The 25,428-nt window shown below is 61.1% G+C and carries 23 protein-coding genes, 1 tRNA gene and 1 pseudogene; 12 read left to right on the top strand and 13 right to left on the bottom strand.

Features of this window, described 5'->3' with window-relative positions:
• Positions 1-7 precede the first annotated feature (7 nt).
• The 8 genes from LAN61_01265 to LAN61_01230 all read right to left on the bottom strand — a co-directional run bounded on the left by LAN61_01265 (position 8) and on the right by LAN61_01230 (position 8,868).
• Positions 8-1,456, bottom strand: a complete 1,449-nt coding sequence (locus LAN61_01265) for a NapC/NirT family cytochrome c (GenBank protein MBZ5539125.1) — start codon at positions 1,454-1,456, stop codon at positions 8-10.
• A 123-nt stretch (positions 1,457-1,579) separates the two neighbouring features.
• Positions 1,580-1,924, bottom strand: coding sequence for a cytochrome c (locus LAN61_01260; GenBank protein MBZ5539124.1), 345 nt, complete (start codon positions 1,922-1,924; stop codon positions 1,580-1,582).
• 86 nt (positions 1,925-2,010) lie between these two features.
• Positions 2,011-3,273 carry a cytochrome c3 family protein gene (locus LAN61_01255; GenBank protein ID MBZ5539123.1) on the bottom strand — a complete coding sequence of 421 codons (1,263 nt, stop codon included), beginning with the start codon at positions 3,271-3,273 and terminating at the stop codon, positions 2,011-2,013.
• Positions 3,254-4,375, bottom strand: a complete 1,122-nt coding sequence (locus tag LAN61_01250) for a cytochrome bc complex cytochrome b subunit (protein ID MBZ5539122.1) — start codon at positions 4,373-4,375, stop codon at positions 3,254-3,256. Before LAN61_01250 ends, LAN61_01255 begins: the two co-directional genes overlap by 20 nt.
• The gene (locus LAN61_01245; protein ID MBZ5539121.1) at positions 4,341-4,805 is read right to left on the bottom strand and encodes a Rieske 2Fe-2S domain-containing protein; all 465 of its coding nucleotides are present in this window, start codon (positions 4,803-4,805) and stop codon (positions 4,341-4,343) included. The genes LAN61_01250 and LAN61_01245 overlap by 35 nt, the downstream gene beginning before the upstream one ends.
• Positions 4,806-4,841: 36 nt before the next feature.
• On the bottom strand, positions 4,842-5,180 hold the full coding sequence (locus tag LAN61_01240; protein ID MBZ5539120.1) for a cytochrome c: 339 nt from the start codon (positions 5,178-5,180) through the stop codon (positions 4,842-4,844).
• Between the two features lie 68 nt (positions 5,181-5,248).
• Entirely contained in the window at positions 5,249-7,894 is a 2,646-nt protein-coding gene (locus tag LAN61_01235; GenBank protein ID MBZ5539119.1) for an MtrB/PioB family outer membrane beta-barrel protein, read from the bottom strand.
• Between the two features lie 17 nt (positions 7,895-7,911).
• Entirely contained in the window at positions 7,912-8,868 is a 957-nt protein-coding gene (locus tag LAN61_01230) for a DmsE family decaheme c-type cytochrome (protein MBZ5539118.1), read from the bottom strand.
• Between the two features lie 441 nt (positions 8,869-9,309).
• Here LAN61_01230 and LAN61_01225 point away from each other — a divergent pair.
• The 5 genes and pseudogenes from LAN61_01225 (at position 9,310) to LAN61_01205 (ending at position 14,378) form a co-directional block, all read left to right on the top strand.
• Positions 9,310-9,386: transfer RNA gene (locus LAN61_01225), tRNA-Val, on the top strand.
• A 130-nt stretch (positions 9,387-9,516) separates the two neighbouring features.
• A complete protein-coding gene (locus tag LAN61_01220; protein ID MBZ5539117.1) occupies positions 9,517-11,649 on the top strand; it encodes a sigma 54-interacting transcriptional regulator in 2,133 nt (710 codons plus the stop codon).
• A gap of 435 nt (positions 11,650-12,084) precedes the next feature.
• Positions 12,085-12,699 (top strand): hypothetical protein, encoded by a 615-nt coding sequence (locus LAN61_01215; protein ID MBZ5539116.1) that lies wholly within the window; start codon positions 12,085-12,087, stop codon positions 12,697-12,699.
• Between the two features lie 280 nt (positions 12,700-12,979).
• On the top strand, positions 12,980-13,603 hold the full coding sequence (locus LAN61_01210) for a DUF6448 family protein (GenBank protein ID MBZ5539115.1): 624 nt from the start codon (positions 12,980-12,982) through the stop codon (positions 13,601-13,603).
• A gap of 48 nt (positions 13,604-13,651) precedes the next feature.
• Positions 13,652-14,378: pseudogene (locus tag LAN61_01205) on the top strand (hypothetical protein).
• A 304-nt stretch (positions 14,379-14,682) separates the two neighbouring features.
• Here LAN61_01205 and LAN61_01200 read toward each other — a convergent pair.
• A complete protein-coding gene (locus LAN61_01200; GenBank protein MBZ5539114.1) occupies positions 14,683-15,090 on the bottom strand; it encodes a PilZ domain-containing protein in 408 nt (135 codons plus the stop codon).
• A 692-nt stretch (positions 15,091-15,782) separates the two neighbouring features.
• Here LAN61_01200 and LAN61_01195 point away from each other — a divergent pair.
• The 3 genes from LAN61_01195 to LAN61_01185 are packed head-to-tail and all read left to right on the top strand — an operon-like array spanning position 15,783 to position 17,560.
• The gene (locus LAN61_01195) at positions 15,783-16,544 is read left to right on the top strand and encodes a hypothetical protein (protein ID MBZ5539113.1); all 762 of its coding nucleotides are present in this window, start codon (positions 15,783-15,785) and stop codon (positions 16,542-16,544) included.
• Positions 16,541-17,101 carry a hypothetical protein gene (locus LAN61_01190; GenBank protein MBZ5539112.1) on the top strand — a complete coding sequence of 187 codons (561 nt, stop codon included), beginning with the start codon at positions 16,541-16,543 and terminating at the stop codon, positions 17,099-17,101. The genes LAN61_01195 and LAN61_01190 overlap by 4 nt, the downstream gene beginning before the upstream one ends.
• Positions 17,102-17,122: 21 nt before the next feature.
• Entirely contained in the window at positions 17,123-17,560 is a 438-nt protein-coding gene (locus LAN61_01185; GenBank protein MBZ5539111.1) for a hypothetical protein, read from the top strand.
• Here LAN61_01185 and LAN61_01180 read toward each other — a convergent pair.
• Together LAN61_01180 and LAN61_01175 are read right to left on the bottom strand one after the other, a co-directional pair.
• Entirely contained in the window at positions 17,493-18,299 is an 807-nt protein-coding gene (locus tag LAN61_01180) for a helix-turn-helix transcriptional regulator (protein MBZ5539110.1), read from the bottom strand. The genes LAN61_01185 and LAN61_01180 overlap by 68 nt on opposite strands.
• 182 nt (positions 18,300-18,481) lie before the next feature.
• Entirely contained in the window at positions 18,482-18,721 is a 240-nt protein-coding gene (locus tag LAN61_01175; GenBank protein ID MBZ5539109.1) for a hypothetical protein, read from the bottom strand.
• Between the two features lie 724 nt (positions 18,722-19,445).
• Here LAN61_01175 and LAN61_01170 point away from each other — a divergent pair.
• Positions 19,446-19,682, top strand: coding sequence for a hypothetical protein (locus tag LAN61_01170; GenBank protein MBZ5539108.1), 237 nt, complete (start codon positions 19,446-19,448; stop codon positions 19,680-19,682).
• Between the two features lie 459 nt (positions 19,683-20,141).
• Here the strand turns inward: LAN61_01170 and LAN61_01165 are convergent, their stop codons facing one another.
• Positions 20,142-20,942 (bottom strand): ATP-binding cassette domain-containing protein, encoded by an 801-nt coding sequence (locus tag LAN61_01165; protein MBZ5539107.1) that lies wholly within the window; start codon positions 20,940-20,942, stop codon positions 20,142-20,144.
• A 171-nt stretch (positions 20,943-21,113) separates the two neighbouring features.
• On the opposite strand from LAN61_01165, the gene LAN61_01160 reads away from it, so the two are divergent.
• On the top strand, positions 21,114-22,016 hold the full coding sequence (locus LAN61_01160) for a TlpA family protein disulfide reductase (protein MBZ5539106.1): 903 nt from the start codon (positions 21,114-21,116) through the stop codon (positions 22,014-22,016).
• Positions 22,017-22,107: 91 nt separating this feature from the next.
• Positions 22,108-23,037 carry a putative sulfate exporter family transporter gene (locus LAN61_01155; protein MBZ5539105.1) on the top strand — a complete coding sequence of 310 codons (930 nt, stop codon included), beginning with the start codon at positions 22,108-22,110 and terminating at the stop codon, positions 23,035-23,037.
• On the opposite strand, the gene LAN61_01150 is transcribed toward LAN61_01155, so the two are convergent.
• Positions 23,034-23,588: a response regulator gene (locus LAN61_01150; GenBank protein MBZ5539104.1), complete on the bottom strand. Its 555-nt coding sequence runs from the start codon at positions 23,586-23,588 to the stop codon at positions 23,034-23,036. The genes LAN61_01155 and LAN61_01150 overlap by 4 nt on opposite strands.
• A gap of 175 nt (positions 23,589-23,763) precedes the next feature.
• On the opposite strand from LAN61_01150, the gene LAN61_01145 reads away from it, so the two are divergent.
• A complete protein-coding gene (locus tag LAN61_01145) occupies positions 23,764-25,425 on the top strand; it encodes a TolC family protein (GenBank protein ID MBZ5539103.1) in 1,662 nt (553 codons plus the stop codon).
• Positions 25,426-25,428: the final 3 nt, after the last annotated feature.

The raw sequence follows: 25,428 nt of genomic DNA, 5'->3' as shown, positions 1-25,428 counted from the left end.
GCGCCGACTACTTCATCCCCAGGTCGGTCAGCACCTTCGGGTTCTCTTCTTCCACCGCCAGCAGGTTGTGGCACGCCGAACAATCGTTGTTGATCGTTTTCCCGTCGGCGCTGGTGTGGCTGCCGTCGTGACACCGGAAGCACCCGGGAAAATCGTTATGCCCCAGATTGTTCGGGTGCGTGCCCCAGGTCAGGCGCATAGTCGGAAAAATATTCCGCTCATAGATCGCCGCCACTTGCTCCGCGGACTGCTGCACGATCGTGCGCCGCGCCTGGTAGATCTGCGGGTAGTTCGCCCGGTAGTACTCGCTGATCTCGCTGACGATGCGCTGCCGCGCCGCGTCGCGGTCCGGATACTCCGCCTTCAGCAGCTCCACCGCCTTCTTCTTGATGTACGGCAGTTCGGGACTGATCAGCCCTTCCGCCATGCGCTTATCCACCGCCCCGTCGGGCATCTCGAACGCATGCGTCGGCCGGTTGTGGCAGTCCACGCAGTCCATCGTGCGGTGTTCGCCCTGCGCCAGTTGTTCCGGCGTAACCTTCACGTCGCTGGAGACGTACTCCACGGTCTTCCCCGCGTCGTCCGTGTAATACACCACCGGAATCACCTGGCGCTGCGCGTCGATGGAGACGTAACGGATGCGCGACCCGGCGTCCAGGTGCCGCCCGTGGATCCCCACCGAGCCCTGCCAGGTGCGCCCGCCGATCTTCATCACCAGCACCGTCGTCAGCGCCGTGTTCTTCTCGTCGTCCTTGTACTTGGTCTTCACCAGGAATTTGTCGCCGGTAAACCGCTGCGGCCAGTGGCATTGCTCGCAGGTCTCCCGTGCCGGCCGCAGGAACTTCACCGGCGCCGGAATCGGCCGCGAGTACGTGTGCAGCGTCACCGCAAAGACCTGGCGCACTCCGGAGAGCTTCGAGCGCACGAACCAGCCCGCCCCGGGTCCGATGTGGCATTCCACGCAGGAGACGCTGGAGTGCGGCGAATTCTGATAGGCCGTGAATTCCGGCATCATCACCGTGTGGCAGGTCTGCCCGCAGAATTGCGTCGTGTCCATGTACTCCACGCCACGGTACGACGCCGTGCCCACGATCAGCAGGTTCAGCATCGTGGCCACGCTCACCAGCCAGAAGGCCCGGCGCGCCGACGGCACGCTGAAGTCCACCGCCGGGTAGCGCAGCGGCAGCGCTTCCCGCCCGCGCAGCCCGCGCTGCCGCACCCAGATCCCCGCCGGAATCAACGCCAGCCCGAACACAAAAACGCCCGGCAGGATCAGAAAGAGCAGGATGCCAATGTACGGATGGACTGGACCGGTCAACAGGACTTCGTAGAACCAGAAGGCCAGCAGCGTGAGCGCGCTGCTCGTGGTCAGCACCACGCCCAGCAGGGATATAAAATTTTGCCCCAGGAAGTAGACCAGCCGAATCCAGTCCCGGATGCTCTCGCGCAGTCTCATGGAGGGTAGCTGCTGCCTTTTCGCCCTTGCCGTTTCACGCAGGCAGAGTGCAGTCCCCGGCGCTGCTTCCGCCGGGGACTGCCGGATACCGCAGGGTTTCTTGCCCGGGCCGCCGGGCCCGCCTTACTTCTTGCAGAGGCCCCGCATGTAGGCGATGACGTCCTTGATTTCGGCCTCGCTAAGCTTCTTGTCGTACGCGGGCATCTTGTTCTTGCCCTTGACGATGAGTTCCGTCCATTCGGCGTCGCTGGCTTTCTTGGCTTCGTCCGAACACAGGCTGGTCACCTTCATGGCCTTGCCCGCCGCCGTGGCTCCGGCCCCGTCGGCTCCGTGGCACATGGCGCACTTCGCTTTATACACCTTCTCCCCGGCGCCCTGCGCCTGGACCGGCGCGCTCAGCAGAAAGATCACCGCCAGCGCCGTCATCACCACCACTGCCTTCACGTACCAGTTCCCTCGAATTGTCATGATCTTCTCCCTTCGCACTTCCTGGGGTGGCGCACCTGCACGCCTCCCGGAACTCCCGCGCTTGCCGCGGCGCATTCTCCGCGGACTTAGCGCGCCTTCTGTTCGATCTTCCCGATGTACAGGCGCAGCCCCACGAGCACCACGAGGATGCTCAACAGCGCGAAGCCCAGCCCCATGCGCCGGTAGCCGCGCTCGCGCAGCGCGTCCTTCCCCGCTTGCAGGTTCTTGGCCGCGATTTTCAGCCCCGCTTGCACATCCTGCTCCACCGGCTCCACCCGGAAACGATGGATCGAAACCCGCGCCTTGGTCAGCGCATCCCGGGCCTGATCCTGTTCCAGCCGGGCCTGGCTGACCTCCATGCCCGAAGCTTCAGCGTCCGCGAGAACCTGGTCGGCGTTCTTGATGGCTCCGTCCAGACGCGTCAGGCTGCCCAGGATTTCTACCCGCGCCTGATCGCAGACATCCCCGGCTTTGTGGCACTGCATGCACACGGCTTCCGGGCCCCCGCCAAGCTTCGCGTCCGAGGGCTGGCTGATGTCGTGCTTGCCGTGACACACCACGCACCCCGGCAGCCCGGCTTTCTGAAAGGCCGCTCGGTGCGAGCTTTTTTCGTACAGTTGCGACTGGAAAACGTGGCAGTTCGAGCAGACGTTCTGCACCGTGCCCACCCCCGGCGGCGCGGCGCCATGATTGCCATGGCACGTCGTGCACGTCGGCGCGCTCAGGTCCCCGCGCACGGTCATCGCCTCGTAGTGCACGCTGCCCTTGTACTTCGCGAACTGGTCGGTGGGAATCGCGTAGCTCTTCATGTACGCGGCGTCGGCGTGGCAGCGCGCGCACGTCTCCGCCACATTCAGCGGGTGCACCTTGGAGCGCGTGTCGCTGGCCGGACGCAGCCCGTGCACGCCGTGGCAATCGGTGCACACCGCCACCTTGGTGTCGCCCATCGCCAGCCGCTTGCCGTGCACGCTGGTCTTGTACTGGCTCAACTGGTCGGTGCGCAGCGAGGGGTTGTACTGGCGCATGTACGCGCCATCGGAGTGGCAGCGCCCGCACAGCTCCGGAATCTGTTTCCGCTCCACCTTGCCGCGGAACCCCGCCGCCTTGCTCATGGCGTCCATGTCCGCCTTGCTGGGATCGCCGCCGTGGCAGCTCGCGCACGTCAGCCCCTTCTGCGCATGGATGTCCGCGGCGAACTGTTCCGCGGTCACCTGCAGCGGCGGATCCAGCGCCCCGTGGCAGTCCGCGCAGGTGTTCGTCGTCTGCGCGGAGGCCGCCCCCGCGAGCCATCCCGTCCCCAGCAACAGCCATAGCACCTGGTACAGCCGCTTATTTCGCCACATAGCCATAAATGGTCATCGCCACGATGAACCCCAGCGCAAACACGCCTGCTCCCATAATCATCCGCCGCCCGCGCCCGTTCTTGCATCCGTCGAAGAACGGCAGCAGCACCCAGAGCATCCCGGCGGCGCCAAACACCAGAATCCCCAGCAACTCCCCGTCCACCAGCCACACCTTCGCCGGAATCAGCTTCAACGACTGGAACATGAACAGGAAATACCACTCCGGCTTGATGCCCACGGGCGCCGGCGCGAAGGGATCCGCCTTCGTGCCCAATCCCCACGGGGCCCACGCCGCCAGCGCCCCCAGCACGGCCAGCGCGATATACCAGGCCATCAGCTCGCGCAGGAAAAAGCTGGGGAAAAATTTCATCTCCCGCGCCTGCTCCGGCGCGGCCTTCCAGCGCGCTTCCACCCCTGGCGGCACGCTGATCCCGAACTTCTGCACCAGCAGCACGTGCACCAGCACCAGCACCGTGGTGATTCCCGGCAGCACCGCCACGTGGAAGCCGAAGAAACGCGTCAGCGTCGCCCCGGTCACCTCTTCCCCGCCGCGCAGGAAGATCATCACCCACTTGCCCACCACCGGCAGCTGCCCGGCGATGTCCGTGCCCACTTTCGTCGCGAAAAACGCCAGCGTGTTCCACGGCAGCAGGTAGCCGCTGAACCCGAAGCCCATGGCCAGGAACAGCAGGATCATCCCCGTGACCCAGGTCAGCTCCCGCGGCTTGCGGTAGGCGCGCAGGAACAGCACGCTGAACATGTGCGCGAACGCCGTGAAGATCATCAGATTCGCCGCCCAGGAATGGATCGAGCGCACCAGCCAGCCGAACTGCACCCGGGTCATGATGTACTGCACGCTTTCGAACGCTTCGTTGGCGCTCGGCCGGTAGTACAGCAGCAGCAGGATTCCCGTGCAGATCTGCACCCCGAATAGAAACAGCGTGATCCCGCCCAGGAAATACCAGTAGGAAAGCCCGTGCACCGGCACCGACTTCTTCCGCAGCGGCGCGGTCAGTTCCGCCCAGTCGAAGCGCTCGTCCAGCCAGCTGTGCACGTGCTTCAGCAGCTTCACCTCAGGCCCCCCGCTTGCGGCTGACCACCACTTCATCGCCGCGTACGTGCACTTGATAGGTCTCCAGCGGCCGCGGCGGCGGCCCCGAGATGTTCCGCCCGTTCAGGTCGTACATGCCGTTGTGGCAGGCGCACCAGATTTCGTGCAGGTCGCTGCGGTACTGCACCGTGCAGCTCAGGTGCGTGCAGGTAGCGGAGAGCGCGCGGTACTCGCCCTCCGCGGTTAGCAGCAGCAGCGCTGGACGGTTCCCGAAGCGGAAGATCTTCGAACTGTTGGCCTTCAGATCACCCACTTTGCCGGCCACCACCTCGTCCCCGCCCAGATCCGGCACGGGCGGCGGCACCAGGTAGCGCAGCACGGGATAGAGAAACGATACGATCGAAGCCATCAGCCCGCCGCCCAGTAAGATTTCCACGACACGGCGGCGTGCTGGTTGAACCTGAAGCGGTTCCCGAGTCTCCATTATGGCTCTGCTCTTTGCTGGCGAATGGCTGCCAGAGATTTACTTTTTCTTGCCCGCTTCGCGGAGGAAGCCTACCAGCCTGCTGATCTGCTCCTTGCTCAGTTTGCTGCCGTACGCCGGCATCTTTTCCTTGCCCTTGCTGATGATGCCTTCCAGTTCGGCGTCCGTCTGCTTCTGTACCTCCGCCGAGCGCAGGTCGCGGATCTTCATCTTCTCGCCCATGGCCGTCTTGCCGCTGGCGTCCTGGCCATGGCACATCGCGCACTTGCCCTTGAACAGATCAGCGCCTTCGTCGGCGGCGATGGAAGTGATCGGCAACGCAAGCATAACCAGGCTTATCGCCCCGACCGCCACTCTCCTGCTCCGTGCTGAGTTCATTCTGTTTTCCTCCTGAAGGATAAAGCTGGGGACAGGCTATTCCACCCGTCCCCAGGATTGCAAGACTCCTAGAAATGATACTCCAGCGTGGCGGTCAGGTAATGGGCCCGGTACGAGGGTTGATCCACACCCAGGAACAGGAACCGCGCTGACGAGTTATCGCCCACCACGAAGCCGGGATAGAAGGGGCTGACGACGCCCACCGGGGTTGCCGACGTGGCGCTGGTGAGAAGCGGAGTGGTACAGCCAACCACGCTTCCTGGGGGCGGGCCCGCCGCGCTCACGCAGCCCATGTATTGCGTCATGGGCGAAGTCTGGTAGTCCTTGTTATCCCATTGCTGGTAGCGGTACTCGATTTTCGGCAGCAAGTTTTTCGTCAGCTTGTACTTTAAGATAACCACAACTTCGTGGTTGCGGTTGACCGTCTCCGGGTAGGGCGTGGCGGAGTTCGTGCCCACCAGCATAAACCGGTCCGGATCATTGGCGAGCGGCAGGTTGGGATGGTTGATGGGGTCGCCTAGAAAGCTCGAGAAGACATTGCCTCGCGCCGCCGACAGGGAGTAGTAGGCGGTGATATAGGCCTTCTTGCCCACATAGGTGTCAACACCCGCGGACCAGATGTCCACTCGTTCGCGGGATGTGCTTTCCCAGTCGTTGTTGGCGGTGTCGCACGCGCCGCGGTTGGCCGTCAGCGCGGTGTCCGGGCCGCAGCCGTTCGAGGCCCCCGTTGCGCCTTGTTCCGGAGCGCGATAGCGGGTAATCATCCGCTTGTGGTAACTCTCGCGCGAGTACTCGGCAAACAGGGTCACGTCCGGCGTTATGGCGTAATCCGCATTGAAGCCATAGTTGTAGGAGATGTCCTTCAGCACTCCGTAGAGGTAATAAGGACTGGTGGTGGCCGCCGCGCCCGTGAGGAAGTTCAGTGGCGTGGCGCTGTTGACGCCGCCGGACCGGTTGTAATCGTCCTGCAGCGTGCCCCCAAAGGCCGACAGCGTCAGCTTGTCCAGCGGACTGTACTGCAGCAGGCCATCGGCGCTGTTCCGCATTCTGGCTGCTTCGTCGAACCGCCGGGCGTAGGGACTGTCCACCGGAATGCCTCCCGAGATTTCTTCGGACACGTCATCCAGGTAAAAATCCGGTTTGCGATTGGCGTGCCGGTAGGAAAGCCGGAAGAGCAGGTCCTTGTTGGGGCTCAGGTCCAGGGCCGTGACGAACGTGTTCTCCAGGGTATGTCCCACGTCGCGGTGCACGCGGTCCAGCCATTCCGTCTCGTAACCGATCTTGAAGGAACTCAGCTTGGTGAAGAACCAGTTGCCGCTCACGTCCAGGTTCTTCCGGTTGTAGCCGAACGGAGTGTTTTCCGTTTCGGTTAAGGGAAAGTTCGTGATTGGGTCCCGCGCCGTCTGCGTGGCATCTCCCTGCGCGGGCGTGAAGGCATGCACCGGAGTGTTGTTGTTGTAATCGTAGTGCCGGTAGGCCGCCTTCAACTCGAAGTTCTTCCAGGCCGTGGTTGTCAGGGTGTAATTCATGGCCAGGGTCTGCTTGCTCCCCTCGAGACTCGGCACGGGCAGAGCAGCGAGCGAGGTGCAGGGCTGTGGTGCGTCGCCGCATGTTAGCGCCGTGTTGGTGCTGTACGGCAGGAAAAAGTCGTTCTGCCGCAGCCAGCCGGGACTCAGGCTGCCCGTCAGATGCAGGTATTTGCCCAGATCGGTCCCCCCGGCAAACATCAGGTAATTCGCATGGTTATCGGGGTACAAGTCCATGCGCCCGGTGAGCGGATTGCCCGCACTCTCGCCGGTGAGCCGGAACGGATTGTCCCATGTCAGTGTGCTGGTGTTGTTTTGGAAGAAAGACCCCATGTAGGCGGCCTGCACGGCCCAGCTTCGCTTGCCGTATTCGGTGCCCATGCGCAGCGTGTTGAAGAAGTAGTTGATGGGTTCCGGGAGCTCGACGCCATAACCCCCGGTGGCGCTGGCGCTGGGGCTGGAGTTCATGATCAGCCCGATGGGCCGCGTGCCCTTTTCGCTTTCCCGCCGGAAGAGGATATTCAGGTCCCAGTTCGCATTCAGATTGTAGGAAAGCAGCGCGGTTCCCGCCTTGCGGATAATGGACGGCGTGATGAAGTTGAACTGCGGCACCACCTGGGTGTTGATCACCGAGGGGAGATTGCCGCTGGTGGTGGCCTGCAGCGTTTGCCGGATCAGCGTTGGGAAGCTCCACACACCCGGCGCGGTTTCGGTGAACAGGGTGCGCGTGGTGTTGCTGTAGGTATGCGGGATCTCATCGTAACGGAACTGGATCTTGAACTTGCCGTACCGCCCGAAGGTCGCCAGGTAACTCTGGTCCCGGTAAAACGACTTTTGCGATTGCAGGGCCACGTAATTCTTCGTGCCCCGCACGTTTTCGAACTTGACGTCGAAGCGGCGGATATAGAGACCGTCCCGCAAATCGCGGTACTCGCCATATTTCGAGGATTTCAAGGCCGGTTCGAACGGGCTACCGTGCCCCTGGCCGGAATAGAGAGGGTCGCTCGGGCTGCAGGCCGGGCATGGATCGAGGGCGAGATCCGGCCGGCCATAGACGTCACCCCAGGAGTACCGGACCCCGAAATCGACGCTCCCATGTTCGGTGGTCTGCTCCTGGCCGAGGACGCCCGCCGGGAACAACAGGAGCGCCCAGGCTGCCAACACTGCAAACGGCGTGAATTTTCTCATTTTCGCGCTCTCCCTTCCTAGCGTAGGAACTTGTCGCCCGACGGGTGATTCGACCCGTGGATGGCGGAATGGCAGTTAGTGCAGCCGCGGTTGAAATTCTTGATCGAACCCAGGGGCTGCGCTTGCGTGGGGTGACGCGTGGCCACGTGGCAGGAATCGCAGAGGCGCGGCATGCGCACCTTCAGCAACTCCGGGTTGCTGGTGCCGTGCGGCTCATGACAGTTGGCGCAGTTCTCCATTACCGGCGGGTGCTCCCACAGGAAGGGGCCGCGCCGCTCCGTGTGGCAGCTCAGGCAATTCTCGTTGGTCGTGCTCTGCAGAAGTTGCTTGGGATTCGGCGAGCCGTGCGGATTATGGCAGCTGGTGCAGGTCACCTTGCCTTCGCGGTAGGGCATATGCGAGGAGCGTTGCAGCTGTGCGCGCCGCATCTGGTGGCATTGCAGGCACAACTCCGGCTGCGACTTCTTTACGCCCCGGTTCTCCGACAGTGGAGCGTTGTAGCGGCCTTCGGTAGACAACGCGACATGCAGCTCCTGCTTCACCTGGTGGCAGTCCACGCAGGCCATGCCGCGCGATTCGTGCGGGCTGCCTCTCCAGAACAGCCGCCCGCCGCGCGAATGGCACTCCAGACAGGCGGCGTTTTGCTCCGCGACCGTGTTCTTGGAATCCCTGCCGAAGCGCAGCGGTATGGTTTCCTTGCCGCCGCCGGCTTCCACGTGGGCTTTCCCCGGCCCGTGACACGCTTCGCAACCGCGGGCCTCCAGGGGCGTCCGGGGATTGGCCATCACCTTGCCCATGATGGTGTTCTTAAAGCGGCGCTCTTGATCTTGATGGCATGTTATACAGGTGTCGCTTCCTACATAATCTCCGTCCGCCCCCGAGGGCGCTGCGGCTTGCGCCTGGTCCTGTGCGGCCCCAGGTCCGGCCTCATGGTTGGCAGTCTGCCCCGCGCCGGCCGTGGCATAAGCCAGCATCCCGGCGCAAGCGAGGAGCAGTGGCAGAACGATGAGTAAACGTACTTTCGAGTGCATCGTGGAACTCCTTTGGCGGTCCGCAGGCCGCACAAATAGAAAAGAGTTGTCCAAATTGTCGGGGGTGTTCGGAATGAGACGGGAAACCCGGCTTGCGAGAGATCGTTCCTCACAAGTGCTCCCATCGCGAAAAACTCACTCGCGAACAGGCTGCTAGAAGGGCAACTATGAAATACCACGTTCACATGTTCGCGTCAAATAAAAAAACGCCCGCACTGTTAACTCTTGCAACAAGTTGGACAAGCCTGGTCCGTTTTCCCCCGCCCCAGCTCTTGCCTCTTTCAATTGCCTCCCCGCAGCTTGCCGGCCCGGTCGCCCGGGTCTAGGTTCCAATCCTTCCTATTCCGTAACACTATCTCACTCGTGTTAAACTGAGTGGGATTTAGGCCCGTAGCTCAGTTGGTTAGAGCGCCACCTTGACACGGTGGAGGTCTGGGGTTCGAGCCCCCACGGGCCTACCATCTACACCGCCGTGGCTTCCCTCTACATCCTGCGCAGCCAAACATCCAACCGCTACTACGACGGCTCCACCAACGATCTTGCCCGCCTCACGGTTGAGGCCTCGTGGAACGCGGTGCTATCCTGCCTCTCATGGCCGATCCCGTTCCTTCCTCCCCCAACGCGGCCGCGCCGCCCGAGCAGTCCCGGCGCCAGCTCGAAGCCCTGCTGGAAGTCAGCGAAGCCGTCGCGCAGCACCGCGATCTGCCAGCCCTCTTCCACGATCTCTCCGGCCGTCTCCATTCCGTCGTCTCCTTCGATTTCCTCGCCCTCGTCCTCCACGATCCCGCGCGTAACGTCATGCGCCTGCACGTCCTCGAAGCGCGCCAGCCCACCGATCACGAACCCGGCACCGAGGCGCCCGTCGAAAACCATCCTGCGGGCTGGGTCTTGCAGATGCAGCAGCCCTTTCTCGTCGCCGACGCCGCCCTCGATGCGCGCTACCCCGAGTTCATGCAGCGCCTGCAAGCCGAGGGCGTCCACTCCCTGGCCCTGCTCCCCCTGACCACTGCCCAGCGCCGCATCGGCGCGCTGGGCTTCGGCCGCCGCGCCGCCCAGCGCATCACCGACGCCGAGCTGCAATTCCTGCAGCGCGTCGCCAGCCAGGTGGCCGTCGCCGTGGACAACGCCCTCAATTCCGAGAGCTCCCAGGCCTACCAGCAGCAACTCGCCCGCGAACGCGACCGCCTCCAGGTGCTCCTCGAAGTCAATAACCTGCTCGTCGCCCACCGCGACTTCCAGGAACTTTTCCGCGGCATCGTCACCACCCTCGAGCGCGTCATCCACCACGACTACACCAGCCTCGCCCTCTTCGATCCCGCCAGCGGCCTGCTTCGCATTCACGCCCTCGATTTCCCCGCCGCCCAGGGACTCCTCCGCCCGGAGATGATCGTGCCCCTCGACGCCTCGCCCTCCGGCCGCTGCTTCTCCACCGGCCAGCCCTGCCTTCTGCGCGGCCCCGAGCTCGACCGCTTCCCCGGCGAAATCATCGGCATCCTCCGCCGCGAAGGCGTCACCTCCATCTGCTGCGTTCCGCTCTTCACCCACGGCCGCACCTTCGGCACCCTCAATCTCGCCAGCCGCCGCCCCGACGCCTTTCCCGAGGCCGACGTCGAGCTCCTCCGCCAGGTCGCCGGGCAAGTGGCCATCGCCGTCGAAAACGCCCTGGCCTTCAAGGAGATTGACGCCCTCAAGAACAAGCTCAACGAAGAAAAGCTCTACCTCGAAGAAGAGATCCGCAGCGAGTTCAACTTCGAGGAGATCATCGGCGAAAGCGCCGCCATCAAGCGCACCCTCGCCCAGGTCGAGCTCGTCGCCGCCGCCTCCACCGCCGTGCTCATCCTCGGCGAGACCGGCACCGGCAAGGAGCTCATCGCCCGCGCCATCCACAACCGCAGCGCGCGCCGCGCCCGCACCTTCGTCAAGGTCAACTGCGCCGCCATCCCTTCCGGCCTGCTCGAATCCGAGCTTTTCGGCCACGAGCGCGGCGCCTTCACCGGCGCCATCGCCCAGAAGATCGGCCGCTTCGAGCTCGCCGACAAAGGCACCCTGTTCCTCGACGAAGTCGGCGACATCCCCCTCGATCTGCAGCCCAAACTCCTCCGCGTCCTCCAGGAGCAGGAATTCGAGCGTCTCGGCAGCCCGCGCACCATTCGCGTGGACACCCGCGTCGTCGCCGCCACCAACCGCGACCTCGCCAAACTCGTCGCCGATAAACAGTTCCGCAGCGACCTCTACTACCGCCTCAACGTCTTCCCCATTCACGTTCCCGCGCTGCGCGAGCGCCGCGAAGACGTGCCCCTCCTGGTCCGCTACTTCGTCCAGCGCTATAGCCGCCAGCTCAATAAAAAAGTCGAATACGTCCCCGCCGAAGTCATGGACGCCCTGGTCAGCTACTCCTGGCCCGGCAACATCCGCGAGCTCGAAAATCTCATCGAGCGCGCCGTGCTCCTTTCCCCCGGCAACGAGCTCCGCGTCCCCCTGGCCGAGTTAAAGCCCGCTCCAGCCGCCGCCTTCGGCGACGCTTTTTCCTTCGCCCCCTCCCGCGCTCCGGCCGATGCCGCCATCTCCACCCTCGAAGAAGCCGAGCGCCAGCACATCCTCCGCGCCCTCCGCTTTACCCACTGGCGCATCGCCGGACCCAGCGGCGCCGCCGCCCTCCTCGGCCTCAAGCGCACCACCCTGCAGGCCCGCATGCGCAAACTCGGCCTCCGCCGCCCCATCTGACAATTTCGCATTTCGAGTTTCGCGTTTCACATTTCGCGTTTCGTATTTCGCGTTTCGCGCTTCGGTCTTTAAATGTGCGCGGGGCACCCTCGTTTTGTACGCCGGATGAATTGCAAGAGTGATACAGGGTTGTGATCCTGAAAATAATTCGGACGTCCTCTCTGACAACAAATTGTACGTCTGAGCGGGCCCTTCTCGCGATGGGTTCACAATGAGGCCCATGAGCTGGACGCAAAAATCCAGCTATTGAAATCTTCTAGTCCCACGACCTTCGCTGTTTCCGCCATTAGTACTCGCAGTACTCCAGAAGTTCTCAAGTCATGTAATTCTTGCCGGGATCCTGGAAGTAAAAAATTGGCAACTTATTCATTTCAAATCATTTAATAAGGTACTCGATGGAAAACCATCTGACTCTAATCGGGCTTCGAGGTGCTTATGATTCTGACCAAAAGAAAATACTTGATGGTTGGTGGTTCGGTATTGCTCGTAGTGGCGCTGGGGGTTGCGGCTGCTACTTTGCCGAAACGTTCAGAAGCTCTGACGCTGCCTGAAACCACAGCCATCCATGTGACTCTGAATCAAGCCCTGGCGAGCGACCAGAGCAGACCGGGAGATCACTTTGAGGCTACGGTCTCAGAACCCGTGATCATTGATGGCAAGACGGTCATCCCTCGGGGTGCCTACGCTGAGGGATTGGTTGTTGATGCACGGCACTCAGGAAGATTAATGGGCAGGGCGCGGTTGCAGCTGGAGCTCGAAGGCGTTTCAGTGAATGGCCAGAACTACGGCGTCCGCACAACTGCTTCCTGGAAGGCTGGCGGCGACCACAAGAAACGCAACTGGGCGTGGATTGGCGGCGGAGCAGGCGGAGGAGTCTTGATTGGCGCGCTCGCCGGTGGCGGTAAGGGCGCGCTAATCGGTGGGCCTGTGGGCGCAGGGGTAGGAACGACGGTGGCCTTTCTGACGGGAAAGAAAGACATCCATCTTCGCCCCGAGACTCCACTCACGTTCAAGCTCGCTGAGCCGGTCACGATCCCTGTGAAAGGTTGAGGCATTTGTCCTGAGCTTCCACAGATAGCGACTGGGGGGCGGGCGAAACTTGTCTCAACAAGGCACGGGAACGCCCTCCCCAAAATCTTAAGAGCCTACGCTCACTATTTCAGCCGGGTGCCCCGGGTTCAATGACCGAGCAGATCCGGGGTGCCCCCATCGCACCATTCCACGCTAACTTGCAGAAGTGCTATCCTCTCGCCGGGGTGCGCTGGCAAAAAAAATTTCAGAGAATGGAATGCGCAAGCCGCCAAGTTTCACCCCAAAAAGGAGGTGCGCCATGACGGAACGTAGCTGGAAGCGGGCTCTGCTTGTTCTGGGCCTCCTGGTTTTGACGCCGAACCGTGCCCTGGGTCACTGCGATGGAATGGATGGACCCGTGGTCAAGGCGGCGCAGAAAGCGCTGGAGACAGGAAACGTCAATCTCGTTCTCATTTGGGTGCAAAAGGCTGATGAAGTTGAAATACGAAAAGCCTTTGACCAAACGATGACTGTCCGGAAACTGAGCCCGGAAGCGAAGGCGCTAGCCGATCGATATTTCTTCGAGACCCTAGTGCGCCTGCATCGAGCGGGCGAAGGAGCGCCCTATACTGGGCTCAAACCTGCGGGCCGGGATCTCGGCCCCGCCATCCCCGCCGCGGACAAAGCGCTCGCGGATCGGACAGCAGAGCCGCTGGTGAAGCTTGTCAATGGAGCTGCGGAGAAGGGGCTTCGCGAGCATTTCCAAGGCGCGCTGGAAAAGGCGGACTTCAACAAAAACAATGTCGAGGCGGGCCACGCGTACGTTAAAGCGTATATAGAATTTATCCACTACGCTGAACGAATGTATGTGGCAGCCACGGAACCCGTCTCGGGCCATTACCATGAAGCCGGGGAGGGCGGGGCGCAAAGCGAACGGAAGTAACAAGGCGGCTGCAAGATGCTTTCTCGGATCACAACGCGGACAGGAAGTATGAAACGGTTCTTGAGTGTGGATTGGGACGCCGTGGCGGGGATAACAGCCGCGGTCGCGGCATTGGTCCTGCATTTCCTGCACATTGTGAAAGCCGAAGCTCTTTTGACAATGATGCTTCTGCTTCTAGCGCTCCTTCTCCTTCGCGATTTGCGCCGCGAACACCAACAAGGGCGTCTGACGGAGCACATCGAGCGGGCAGAGGCGGCGGTGATGAAGATGCAAGCGGCTTTGCAGCCGCCTGACGCCGTACTCATTGGGCCGTCGCAGTAACGCTCGATGAGCGCGCAGTTCGCGCGTCGTTCCCTCGGAGAAATGCTCTATTTTAACGTCTGCCTGCTCATGTTCAGACCGCAAACCCTTTTTGATGCTCTCCTGCGGCCAGCAATCGAAAACCCCCGCGTCACTGCCATTCAATTCATTCTGGATGAGAGCGAGAAGGAGCGCTGGCGCGACGACGTGATGCCTAAGATCAAGGCGTGCGTGTGCCGGCTCCGAGAAAATGCAGCCGCCGATCTGGTGCCCGCTCCGCGAAAGTGTATCGTTCATCCGGGCAGAGACGGAACCTGACGGAAACACAGAAATACTTTTGAGTTTCTGGGGGGAGCCATTTATGGCCCGCAGCACGGTAAGAGACGTACCCAGGTATCTTTTCCACGTGCAGTCACATTCAGAACTCGTGACCCGCCTGGGTGAACTCGAGCGCAGTTACCGTTTTGGGAGATGAACGGAGTGATTTGATGGGCCCCCGTATCTGATCCGCGATTGCCCTAGGTTCACTGACCGAGCAGACTCGGGCTGCCCTTCATCTCGCTACTCCGTGCTGACGTGCAGAAGCGGTATCCTCTCCCCGTGCGCCGCCAGATAGAAGAAAAAAATCCGCACGAGTGGGCCACCCGCCCTAATACAGGCCGACGTTATGGGAGTTACACCCGATCACAAAGATCGCAGTTTTCAGCAACGGGCAATGGGCGGATTTGGAGTCGGTCCAATGAAACGTAAGGGTTTCGTTGACACACAGGCGGGCTATCCTAATCGCTGATTGTCTCCGGTTTTTCAAGGAGAGCATCCGCAGCCTCACTGCCCGGCTGTTCCTCCCTTACATTGCGACGAATGGTTGGAATTGCAGCTTGAAGCCAGCCTGCGAGAATTGGCATCTGCTCGGATGGCACGTTCAGAAAAATTACACCCATCGCTTCTGCCGCCAGGCTGTAGGCTACAGTTGCTCGAGTTACGAAGAGAATTCCGCTTCTTTTGATTTCCACCAGGATGGAACTGCCACGAGGCAATGGCTCACGCGTGCGGATGCAGCATCCGCCTATACTCAAATCCTCCGTTTCTCCATAGATCTGTGTTCCGGAGGCCAAATTCGTGGCCCTCACCTCAGCGACAAACGGGTACCTCGCTGCACGGCTTCCACTGGAAGACTCTGCTTCCACTGATCGCTCCTCCGTCCAACGCAGTTTGCAACGATCATTCCCGAGTTTTTAGTATCCGCATCGCTCCTAAGAATTCTTCCGAAATTCAGATTCTTGCTTGGCATGCAGAGCAAGCGGACCGGGGTTTTGATTGAAGAAATGGAGTACGTGCTGGTTTGCTCTCAGCAAGGGGGCAGGAAGTCGTACCGGCAGCCCCAGCCTCACTGTCTCCGGAATGCGTTCATGACAGGGCATCGAGGTACCGGCCAGGGAATTGGCCGTTGCTCGGAATCCGAACCGTGGAACTCCACGCCCAGGCTCCGTTTGAAAGAGTTGCTCGGCTTACGAACCAGATTCTCGATTCGCGCAAACTCACTGTGTCTCTTACGCGTTAATAAGACTCAGAGGCCCGCCGGGTCGCTAGGGGTCCCAACTCTCAACACTTGGAGGAAACATGTCTTTCGGAAGAAAACTATTTGGGCTCGCGCTTTTGCTCGCAGTAATCGCCACACTCACGCTTCCCATTGACTTGCAACCAGTTAAAACGGAGCAGCCCGTTCTGCAGAGTGATGGCGGTGCGCCACCCGCACCGTCACCCTGGGTGCTCCCGTCGTCCACACTGGCCGCGTAGCACGAGGGTTGCAAACCGACCAGAGGGAAGGTTTCTTGAACCTTCCCTCTGGGCTTCGTGTTAGAATTTCTGGCTAACAATCATGATTAGCCAGTTAATTTTCTGGACGTGCAACATCCTCGAAGCCATTTTGCTCCTGAGAGCGGTTCGCGGAAGATTCTTCGCGAAATACTCTCTCTTCTACGCGTATCTGCTCTGTGTATTCCTGCAATCGCTCGCTCGATTTTACATCTTGCTCTGGCATGCGGATTTATACCCCTATTTTTATTGGTATACGCAATTCATCGATATGTTGTTGGGTTGCGGGATACTCTTCGAGCTTTACAGGCAGGGCCTCGTCCACTACCCGGGCGCCGCGCGCATGGCGCGCAATGTTCTCGCTTTCGTTTTTGCCATGGTGATCTCGAAAGTCCTGGCCAATGCGTTGTCCGGCACGGGATTGTCGCCGGGATCAATAGCCTATGACTTGGAACGAAATCTCCGGATGGTTCAGTCTGTCTTTCTAATCGCTCTGTTTGCCCTGTTTTATTATTACGCGATCCCTCTGGGCAAGAATCTTCGGGGCATGATGCTGGGTTATGGTCTCTTCCTTGGCACCAGCGTCGTCAATCTCACGTTCCGCACACAGTTAGGCTCAGCCTTTCAAGTATGGTGGGTATATCTTCAACCTCTTTCCTACGTTCTCGTTTTGGCCATCTGGTGCCCCGCCTTGTGGGCCTACGCGCCCATGCCCTTGCCCGCTTCCGAATCGAAGCTCGAATACGATTATCAATTGCTTTCGGCCGGCACGAGAAAGCGCGTGGCCATGGTCCGCAGTTACATCTCGAAGACGGTGCTTCCGTGAGCTGGCCCGCCATTCTCGTCATTCTTCTCGGCTTCCTGTTCATCGTATTGATTGGTTTTTCGTTTATGCGTGAGGGAGCCCAATCGGGGAGCACGCGCAATCGGTCGGAAGAACAGACGGCAGCGGCAATGCCTGCCGTACCGTGCCCGCCGGAGGTCCTGGAACGAATCTTCGACCGGGAAGATTCCGATTTTATCGCCCGGGAACACTCGCGCGGGGCTCAGGAGTTGTTCCACCGCGAGCGGAAAAGACTTGCCTATTTATGGCTGCGCCAGACCCGCCACGAGATCGCCAATGTCCGGCGATACCATGCGGAAATAGCCCGGAAAAGCACGGACCTGAATCCTGGGACGGAAATCAAGATTGCTGTCGATTGCCTGCTCGTTTCCGGAATGTGCTGGCTGATGGCCGTTGCTATCTATTTCCTCGGTCCCATTCACACGCGGGGGATGGCTCGCTATGTGAGCGATTTGTCGACGCAACTTTGGGGCCTGGCCGGAAAATCTGCGGGGATACCACAATCTCCGTCAGCAAATCTCCCCCGGATCGGTGGCTAAATGGAAACAAGGATCAAACGAATGGCCGTGGAAGCCGCGCGCGAGGATCTCCAGCATCGCACTCTGGCAAAACTCAAGGGGGATTTTGCCCGGCTGATCTATCTCGCCTCCACCCGCGATTACACCACGGGCCGCTATCATCATGACGGACTGGCGAATGAATTCTCGCAAGACGCCGCCGCCGCCGCGCTGACGGCCTGCCACCAGGAAATATTCAAATGCCTGGGGACGAGTTCCCTCGAGAACTTGGTGGAGGAGCTGGAAGTCTATGCTTGTTGCAATCGGATAGAAATAATCGAACTCATCGGCACTTGGGAGAAGCTTCAGCCCTATCGAATCACGGCACCCTTGGATTGCGATCCCCTGACCGCGGAGCTTTTTACGTCCAATGTCACTGTCGCTTTGGCAATCTTGCGCTCTCGCCTGCTCCCTCGTAATCGGGATCCACAAGCCGCATAGCCACCCCGGTCACCTGTCCCACGATCTCCGCTTCGGTCCCATACGCGTATTTTTTCACGCTGCAAGGGGATAGCGGGTGCGGGAGCAAAAGGAGTTCGTTGCGGTTCACTTCGCACCATCCGCAGGCATAACCGTCGCGAAGTTCGAGAAAATAAATCGGCCGGTCATATTCCGTCCGCCACTTGCCCGGCTGGATTTTCTTGACCCCCTCGTCAATCTGCACGAAGGAGCCGGGGCGCAGCAGTGGATGGAGGGTGAAATCTTGCAGGCCGATGTACCCGTAGTGTTGGTGCCGCAAGTCCAGGTGCTGAATCAGGGAGATCGGAATCTCCCCCCACACCTCCACCATCCGGGACAGTAGGTTTGTCGTGCTGACGCTGAATCCCGGGTCGAAGCGCACGGGAAAAGTTACGGTTCGTTCCGTGTCGTAGACTTCAATCGTCGCGCGGGAGGTGTCCTGCGGCGGCATCGCGATGCGATGTTTCTCGATCTTTTCCAGGTCCACCCCGAACAACAAAACCAGGTCGGTGAACTTGATCCTGTAAATCACGCTGAGGCTGAATAGCTTGAAGATGCTGGGAACCGAGTCGGTGTTCTCGAGTTGCGTGAGCCACGCGTTCGAAACAAAATATTCTGGATTGCCTTCGGCCTCGGCGATCTTTTGGCTTTGCTCGGCTACTTCGCGCGTGGTAATTCCGATCCGCGAACGTAACTCCCGCAGTCGGCCCGCAACGCTCAAGTGCTCTCCTGGACAAAAGCATACCTCAAGCCGCCCGTTCTGGTCGATAAAACGAACGTTTCATCCGGAATGTATAAACAGAGTGGAAAAGACGAGCGAGTGTCATTGCCTGCGCCTGCTGTAATGTGCACGCGATCGAGGCTCTTCGGCGCGCAAACCCTGCTTGCTTGTCTGGACCCCGCTCAGTCGGACAGCGCGCGCTTTTTTCTTAACGCAACAAACGTTTCAGCAAGAATGAGCAGCAGCTTCGCGGGAATCCGGCAACTCTGGGCTGGGTCCCGGACGTCGCTCAGGGTGACGCTGTCGTCGTCGGGAAGGCTGCGCAGCGTGAACATCGGATCGTTACCCAGATAAATCGTCGCGGTTGAACCCTTGTTTGGACCTTCCCTGTCTCTTGGTTCCATGGAGGGACTAGTTGCCATGTCCGCGCGTGCTCCTCTTCTGGTAGGAAAAGAACGCGTTGGAATGGAACTCTTCGGACTGCTCTCTTACGGACTTTGTCCGGCGGCCATGCCCCGCGCACGCTTATTCTCCACTCAATTCCGGCTTGTCCGCGTTTTTAGCATCCCTGCTTGCAATCGCAACCAGGCCGGTAGCACAGGTTTAATGATCGAACAGGTTCGGGACGCCCCCCATCGCACTACTCCGCGATAACTTACAACAGTGGTATCCTCTCCGCGTGCGCCGCCAGGAACATGGGAAGATCCGGAGGACTGGGCCACCCGCCCCAAGTGGCTGAAACATATTCCGGATATTGGCACATACATAAGTAGAAAGCCTCGTTTGGCAAATGACTGAGTTTGCGATCCCTTTATCGGCCTTGGTAGGCGGTCCTGGTTCTCCGTCGAAGGTGTCCTTAGGCGCCTACCTGCTGATGTTCAGCGCCGCGGTACTCCTCACGATCGTGGGTGCGCTGAAAACGTTTGCCCCGGGCCAGCTGCTGCGCTTCAGTAGGTGGCGACGCCGGAGGAGTGGAGTTTCGCCCGCGATCCTAGAAAACGTCGAAAAAACTTCAGCATGGAAGTGGAACCAGCGCATCCCTGGTTTGCTTGCACTGGGCTTCGGACTATTCTTGCTGTTCGTACTAGTTCGTTCCTTGCTTCACGGGATTTTCCTCGCCCTCTTCCTGTTTGGTCAAGTTTGGCCATGACCGCTGAGGATGCATTGCAATACGCAAGTAGCCTCGTGCCGTTAATAGTTGGGATCATCGTCTTTTTTCGAGCGGACGCAATTGTTGACGGTCTTGAGAAGAAGTACAACCTCTCGCCGCTCAACAAGACGGACGTGCGTTTTCGTCACGCGCGGATTGTTTTCCGGCTGGTAGGTTGCGTCTCAATGGCTGTAGGAATCTTTGCCGTTCTGCATAAGCTGATCGGTCTGTAACTACCTAGTATTGGAACTCTAGGCGGGTGGCCCACACGTCGGGTTTACGTGCGGGGGTTTTGACGTTTCGGACTGCAAAAGCGCGTCACTCCCGTACTTTTCCACAATCCATTCGAATACCACTCAGTAATCTATTGAAACAAGGTCACTCTTCTGCTATCCTTCTCTGTGTTTCGTCAATCTTCTGTTCGAATACTTTCCCGGCGTCCTTCCCGCCTCCTCCTGCTTTCAACTTTCAACTGTCAACTGTTAACTGCCTCTCTACTCCTTTCTTTTCATAGCCTTACACACTCTTTTCTATCTAACACAAAAGCCAGGACTTTAAGTTCTTGCCCTGGCTGCTCTTGCGCACTCTTTTTCTCAATGAAAAATGCAACTCTTTCAGAATCAAGCATCTCCGCACTCTTTGCAATAAACAACGGGGGTGGGGGTAGGAAGAGGGTGGAATTCTGGTACCTGCTACCACAAATGGAAGTGCCCGTCGTGCTGCGCCAGCCGTACCGGCACGCCAAACAGCTCCGTCAGCCGCTCCGACGTCAGCACTCGCTCCTTCGGCCCGTCCGCCAGGATGCGCCCCGCGCGCAGCAGCACCACCCGCTCGATCTCCGGGATGATCTCCGAGACGTGGTGCGTCACCAGCAGAATCCCCAGGCCCGCCTGCGCCAGCTCGCGCATCGTCGTGCGCAGCTGCATCTGCGCGGCGATGTCCAGCGCGTTGCTCGGCTCGTCGAAGAGCAGCGTCCGCGGATTGTGCGCCAGGGCCCGGGCGATCAGCGTGCGCTTGGCCTCCCCGGAGGACATCTCCGCCACCGCGCGCCCCGCCAGATGCGCGATCCCCAGCCGCGCCAGCGCCGCTTCGGCCCGCTCCCGGTGCTCCGGCGCGGGATGGTGATTGGGGAAAATCCGCGTGCTGCTGAAGAATCCCGAGAGCACCACGTCGCGGCACGTCGCATCCGTCGAGCACATCGCCAGCAGGTCCGGCGAAACGATCCCCAGCAGCGCCCGCAGCTCGAAAATATCCCAGCGCTCCTGCCCGAAAATCGCAATGGACGACCCTGCCCGCGCCACCGGATAACATTCCCGCGTAATCGTCTTGATCAGCGTGGATTTCCCGCACCCGTTCGGCCCCAGGATGCACACGTGCTCCCCGTCGCCGATGCGCAGCGAAACGTCGTCCAGCGCCGCGCGCTCCCCGCGCTGCACCGTCACGTGGCTCATCTCCAGCAGCGCCGGCTTCCTTTTGTTCCCGCTCTCCACCATGGGTGTAACCATACCTCAAAAACGCTTCTCGTCCTTCCGGGCGCCGCGCGGCCGGTCGGAAAGGAACCGCGCTCCCTTCGCTGCGTGGATTGCGAGCGAAGAACTTCTCTTCTTCTTTACGTCCTTGCTTCCCTACCCACAATCCCCCCGGGTGGTTATACAATGATAGCGATGTCCATCACCGCCCATTCCGCGAAATCCGGCCTGCTCCTGCTGCTGGGGCTGCTGCTCAGCGGCCTCGCCGCCGCGCAAAGCCCCGCTCCCCCGGACACCGCGCCCAGCAGCGCGCCCAGCAGCGCAGCGGACAGTGCCGCGGCCGCCGGTCCGGTGATCCGCTTCGTGCGCAATCCCGACTCGGCCCCGCCCTTTGCCCTGAAAGATCTCGCCGGCAAGCCGCTCGCGCTCGCCGCGCTGCGCGGCAAAGTAGTCCTGCTCAATTTCTGGGCCACCTGGTGCAAACCCTGCCGCGCGGAAATTCCCGATCTCATCGATCTGCAGACGAAATACGCCGGCAAGCTGCAGATCGTCGGCCTCTCAGTGGACGACGATGCGCCCGGAGACGTGCAGAAGTTCGTGCAGGAGTTCGGCATCAATTATCCCGTGGCCCTGGCCCCGCCGGGACTGCGCGAGCTTTATGGCGGAATTCCCGCGCTGCCCACTTCGTTCGTGTTGGATACCGAAGGGCGCGTGGTGCAGAAGCACACCGGGCTGCGCGATCCCGCGCTCTACGAAACGGAGATTCGCGCCCTGCTCGGCCTGCCCTTCGGCGCGAAGATCGAAACCTTCGAGGACACCGGCCAGGTCTTTCTGCAGCACGCCGACCGCGCCACCGAGCTTCCCGGCGTGGACCTCTCGAAGCTCACTCCGGAACAGAAGCAGACCGCGCTGCGCCGCTTCAACGCCGAAAGCTGCTCCTGCCCCTGCCAGCTCACCCTGGCGCAGTGCCGCATCAACGATTCCGCCTGCCCGGTGAGCCAGGCCGCCGCCAGGAAGATCGTCGCGGCCCTTGTCGCCCGGACGCATCACGCCGCAAAGCTCGCCCCGCCCGCCGTCCCGGAAGACAAAAAACCGTGAAGCGCCGCGCACACTCGCACTTCGTGGAAGAAATTCTTGCAGCCGTACCGCGGTGGAGAACTCCGCGACCTGCTAAACTACCTGGGATTCTATGAACATAAATACGAAGACAGTATTTTTTCTCGGGCTGATCATCTCCGCGACGGGCTTGCTCTCGCCGCCCCTGGCGCTGACCGCGGGTCTCCTGTACGGGCTGAGCTTCGCCCATCCCTTCCATACCGACAGCCGCAACCTGGCCAAGTTTCTCCTGCAATCCTCGGTGGTGGCCCTGGGATTCGGCATGAACCTGCAGGAAGTGCTGAAGGCCGGGCGCAGCGGATTTGCGTATACAGCGGTGGGCATCGCGTTTGCCTTGAGCGCGGGATACGGGCTCGGGCGGTTGCTGCAGGTGCGGGCCGCGCCGTCCTTTCTGATCAGCACGGGCACGGCCATCTGCGGCGGCAGCGCCATTGCCGCGGTGGGACCGATCATCGAAGCCGGCGAGGAGGAGATGGCCGTCTCGCTGGGCACGGTGTTCATCCTGAATTCGATCGCGCTGCTGATCTTCCCGCTGATCGGCTGGTGGCTGCATCTGACGCAGGGGCAGTTCGGGCTGTGGGCGGCGCTGGCGATTCATGACACCAGCTCGGTGGTGGGAGCGGCGGCGCGCTACGGCGCGGCGGCCCTGGTGGTGGGCACGACGGTAAAGCTGGCGCGGGCGCTGTGGATTGTGCCGCTGTCGCTGGGCACGGCGGCGGCGAGGAAGAGCAATTCGCGGGTGCAGATTCCCTGGTTTATTTTTTTGTTTTGCCTGGCCGCGGTGGCCAACACCTACGTGCCACGGATTTCCGGCGCGGCGCACGGCCTGTTCAACCTGGGGCGCCTGGGGCTGACGGCCACGCTGTTCCTGATCGGCACGGGCATCTCCCGGGGCACGCTCAAGCAAGTGGGCTGGCGGCCGCTGCTGCAGGGCGTTCTGCTGTGGATGGTGGTGGGTGCCGGATCGCTGTGGCTCATCCGCGCCGGCTGGATCACCTTCTAGAGCGGCTTGATATGAGGTCGCAGGTCCGTCAATTTCTGAATCAGTTGGGGACCGCTCAGTCCGGGCATGACCACATCGGTAATCACCAGCGCAATCGGTCCCGGATGGCTTTTCACCAGGGGGATGGCCTCGGCGGCATTGCTGGCCACGAGAACGGTGTAGCCCTGCGCGGTGAGATACTCGCAGGCCATGGTGCGTAATTCCTCATCGTCCTCGACAACGAGAATGGTCTCCGTGCCGCGCGTTTCTTCTTGCTGGGGCTCTACGGCCGCCGCCTGCGGTTTTTCGTTTATGCGCGGCAGGTAGATCTTGAAGGATGTGCCTTTGCCCACCTCGCTGTAGACCTCGATGTGGCCGCCGCTCTGCTTGACGATGCCGTAGACCGTGGAGAGTCCCAGCCCCGTGCCCTTGCCCAGCTCCTTGGTGGTGAAAAAAGGCTCGAAGATACGCTGAAAGGAATAGATCAATGACCATATTACGGCATTTCTAAAAGACTTAATTTTATCTATTGCCCATATATAGTCTAATTTAAGGCAATAGATAAACCACAATAAGTTCGTATGTTACACTTATATAAAGCCTTAATTTACTTGCATCGTTTTTTGTGAATTGTTCGTCTAATTGCAATATGGACAAACGGAACCTTCGTGCGGTGAAGGCAAAGCGGACACCTATAGGGGTGACCGAAAAGCGGACACCTATAAGGGTGACCGCAAAGCGGTCAACATGTTGAAGATCACTACAGAGCGAAAGCGCGGAAAGCTGATCCTGAGCGTCGAGGGGCGGCTGGCCGGGCCCTGGGTAGCAACGTTGGAACAGTGCTGGCGGGAGCTGCGCACGGGATTCCCGAAGCTGAAATTATCCGTGAATTTGTGCGCGGTGAGTTTTATTGATGCGGCGGGAAAGGAACTGCTGCAGGAGATCCACCGGCGAGGCGCGCAGTTACTGGCGGAAGGCTGTCTGAACCAGGAGATCATCCGGAAAATTGTGGGCTGCAAGAAGGGCACGGACAGCGACAAGAACGGCCCGGGCGGAAACGGGTCGCACATCATTTTTTACGGGTTCCTGTTGTTTGCGCTGCTGCTGCCGGGGCGGCTCGCGGCGCAGCAGAGCGCGGCGCCAGCTGCGGAGGCGCCGAGCGGGGTGCTGCGGCTGACGCTGGACCAGGCGGTGGCGCTGGCGCTGAAGCAGAACACCACGGCGCAGATTGCGGTGCTGACGGCGGCGCAGAGCGAGCAGGAGAAGAACGTGGCGCGGGCGGCGCTGCTGCCGCAGGCGCAGCTCACGGTCGACGACGCGGCACGGCGGTTGAACCTGGAGACCGGGTTCGGGCAGCGCTTTCCCGGGTTTCCGCAACATGCGGGTCCCTTCCAGGTGTTCACCGCGGGCAGTTCGTTCGGGGCGCCGGTGCTGGACCTGACGCTGTGGCGGAAATATCAGGCGGCGCGGGAGACGGCCAGGGCGGAGCGTGCGACGAGCCATTCGGTGCGCGAGGAAGTGGTGCTGGTGGTGGTGTCGCAATACATCGCGACGCTGCGCGCGGAGGCCAGCGTGAAAGCCTCGGACGCGCGGGTGGCGCTGGCGGAGGCGTTGCATGAGCTGGCGACGGACCTGCAGAAAGCCGGAGTGGGGACGGGGCTGGACACGCTGCGCGCCAACGTGGAGCTGCAGAACGAGAAGCAGCGGCTGCTGGAGGCGCAGGCGGAACGCACGGCGGGGCTGTATGGACTGAGCCGGTTGCTGAATCTGGATCCGCGGCAGGAGATCGAGCTGGCCGATGCGATGGAGTTTTTCGATACGCCGCAGCCGGAGCTGAACGCCAGCCTGGAGCAGGCGCTGGCGGTGCGGCCGGAGTGGCAGGCGCTGGAGGCCAAGCTGCGCGCGGCGCGGGACACGCGGAAGGGCGCCAGCGCGGCGCGGCTGCCGTCGCTGCGCTTCGACGGAAACTGGGCCTACTCGGGGGTTTCCGCGGCGACCGGAATCCCGGTCTACAACTATCAGGCCAGCGTGAATGTGCCGCTGTTCACCGGCGGACGGATCCACGCGGAGGTGGCGCGGGCAGGGCTGGAGATCCAGAAGCTGGAGCAGCAGCAAGCGGACCTGCGCAACGAGATCGCGCGGGAGGTGAAGACCGCGCTGGTGAACCTGAACGCGGCACGCAGCGAAGTGCAGCTGGCGAATCTGAGCGTGCAGCTGGCGACCGAGGAAGTGGCACAGTCGCGCGACCGCTTCCAGGCCGGGGTGAGCAGCAACATCGAAGTGATCACGGCGCAGGCCGCGCTGGAGCGGGCCAACGACAACCAGATCGCCGCGGTGTACCGCTTCAATCAGGCGCGGGCGGAACTGGCGCGGGCCACCGGACAGATGGAAAAGCTGTACGCGAAGTGAGGG

It is taken from the genome of Terriglobia bacterium, from assembly GCA_020072785.1.
In the GTDB taxonomy this organism is placed as follows: Bacteria; Acidobacteriota; Terriglobia; order Acidiferrales; family UBA7541; genus Acidiferrum.
Note: the sequence above shows the minus strand (reverse complement) of the source record. Positions and strands in the feature narration are given on the sequence as shown.

What these genes read in the sequence shown, in the direction of transcription:
- LAN61_01260 (MBZ5539124.1), bottom strand. Translation starts at nt 1,924, where the DNA reads ATGACAATTCGAGGGAACTGGTACGTGAAGGCAGTGGTGGTGATGACG.
- LAN61_01160 (MBZ5539106.1), top strand. Translation starts at nt 21,114, where the DNA reads ATGTCCATCACCGCCCATTCCGCGAAATCCGGCCTGCTCCTGCTGCTG.
- LAN61_01265 (MBZ5539125.1), bottom strand. Translation starts at nt 1,456, where the DNA reads ATGAGACTGCGCGAGAGCATCCGGGACTGGATTCGGCTGGTCTACTTC.
- LAN61_01220 (MBZ5539117.1), top strand. Translation starts at nt 9,517, where the DNA reads ATGGCCGATCCCGTTCCTTCCTCCCCCAACGCGGCCGCGCCGCCCGAG.
- LAN61_01230 (MBZ5539118.1), bottom strand. Translation starts at nt 8,868, where the DNA reads ATGCTGGCTTATGCCACGGCCGGCGCGGGGCAGACTGCCAACCATGAG.
- LAN61_01240 (MBZ5539120.1), bottom strand. Translation starts at nt 5,180, where the DNA reads ATGAACTCAGCACGGAGCAGGAGAGTGGCGGTCGGGGCGATAAGCCTG.
- LAN61_01235 (MBZ5539119.1), bottom strand. Translation starts at nt 7,894, where the DNA reads ATGAGAAAATTCACGCCGTTTGCAGTGTTGGCAGCCTGGGCGCTCCTG.
- LAN61_01185 (MBZ5539111.1), top strand. Translation starts at nt 17,123, where the DNA reads ATGGCCGTGGAAGCCGCGCGCGAGGATCTCCAGCATCGCACTCTGGCA.
- LAN61_01255 (MBZ5539123.1), bottom strand. Translation starts at nt 3,273, where the DNA reads ATGGCTATGTGGCGAAATAAGCGGCTGTACCAGGTGCTATGGCTGTTG.
- LAN61_01165 (MBZ5539107.1), bottom strand. Translation starts at nt 20,942, where the DNA reads ATGGTGGAGAGCGGGAACAAAAGGAAGCCGGCGCTGCTGGAGATGAGC.
- LAN61_01210 (MBZ5539115.1), top strand. Translation starts at nt 12,980, where the DNA reads ATGACGGAACGTAGCTGGAAGCGGGCTCTGCTTGTTCTGGGCCTCCTG.
- LAN61_01195 (MBZ5539113.1), top strand. Translation starts at nt 15,783, where the DNA reads ATGATTAGCCAGTTAATTTTCTGGACGTGCAACATCCTCGAAGCCATT.
- LAN61_01170 (MBZ5539108.1), top strand. Translation starts at nt 19,446, where the DNA reads ATGACCGCTGAGGATGCATTGCAATACGCAAGTAGCCTCGTGCCGTTA.
- LAN61_01215 (MBZ5539116.1), top strand. Translation starts at nt 12,085, where the DNA reads ATGATTCTGACCAAAAGAAAATACTTGATGGTTGGTGGTTCGGTATTG.
- LAN61_01250 (MBZ5539122.1), bottom strand. Translation starts at nt 4,375, where the DNA reads ATGAAGTGGTGGTCAGCCGCAAGCGGGGGGCCTGAGGTGAAGCTGCTG.
- LAN61_01175 (MBZ5539109.1), bottom strand. Translation starts at nt 18,721, where the DNA reads ATGGCAACTAGTCCCTCCATGGAACCAAGAGACAGGGAAGGTCCAAAC.
- LAN61_01155 (MBZ5539105.1), top strand. Translation starts at nt 22,108, where the DNA reads ATGAACATAAATACGAAGACAGTATTTTTTCTCGGGCTGATCATCTCC.
- LAN61_01145 (MBZ5539103.1), top strand. Translation starts at nt 23,764, where the DNA reads ATGTTGAAGATCACTACAGAGCGAAAGCGCGGAAAGCTGATCCTGAGC.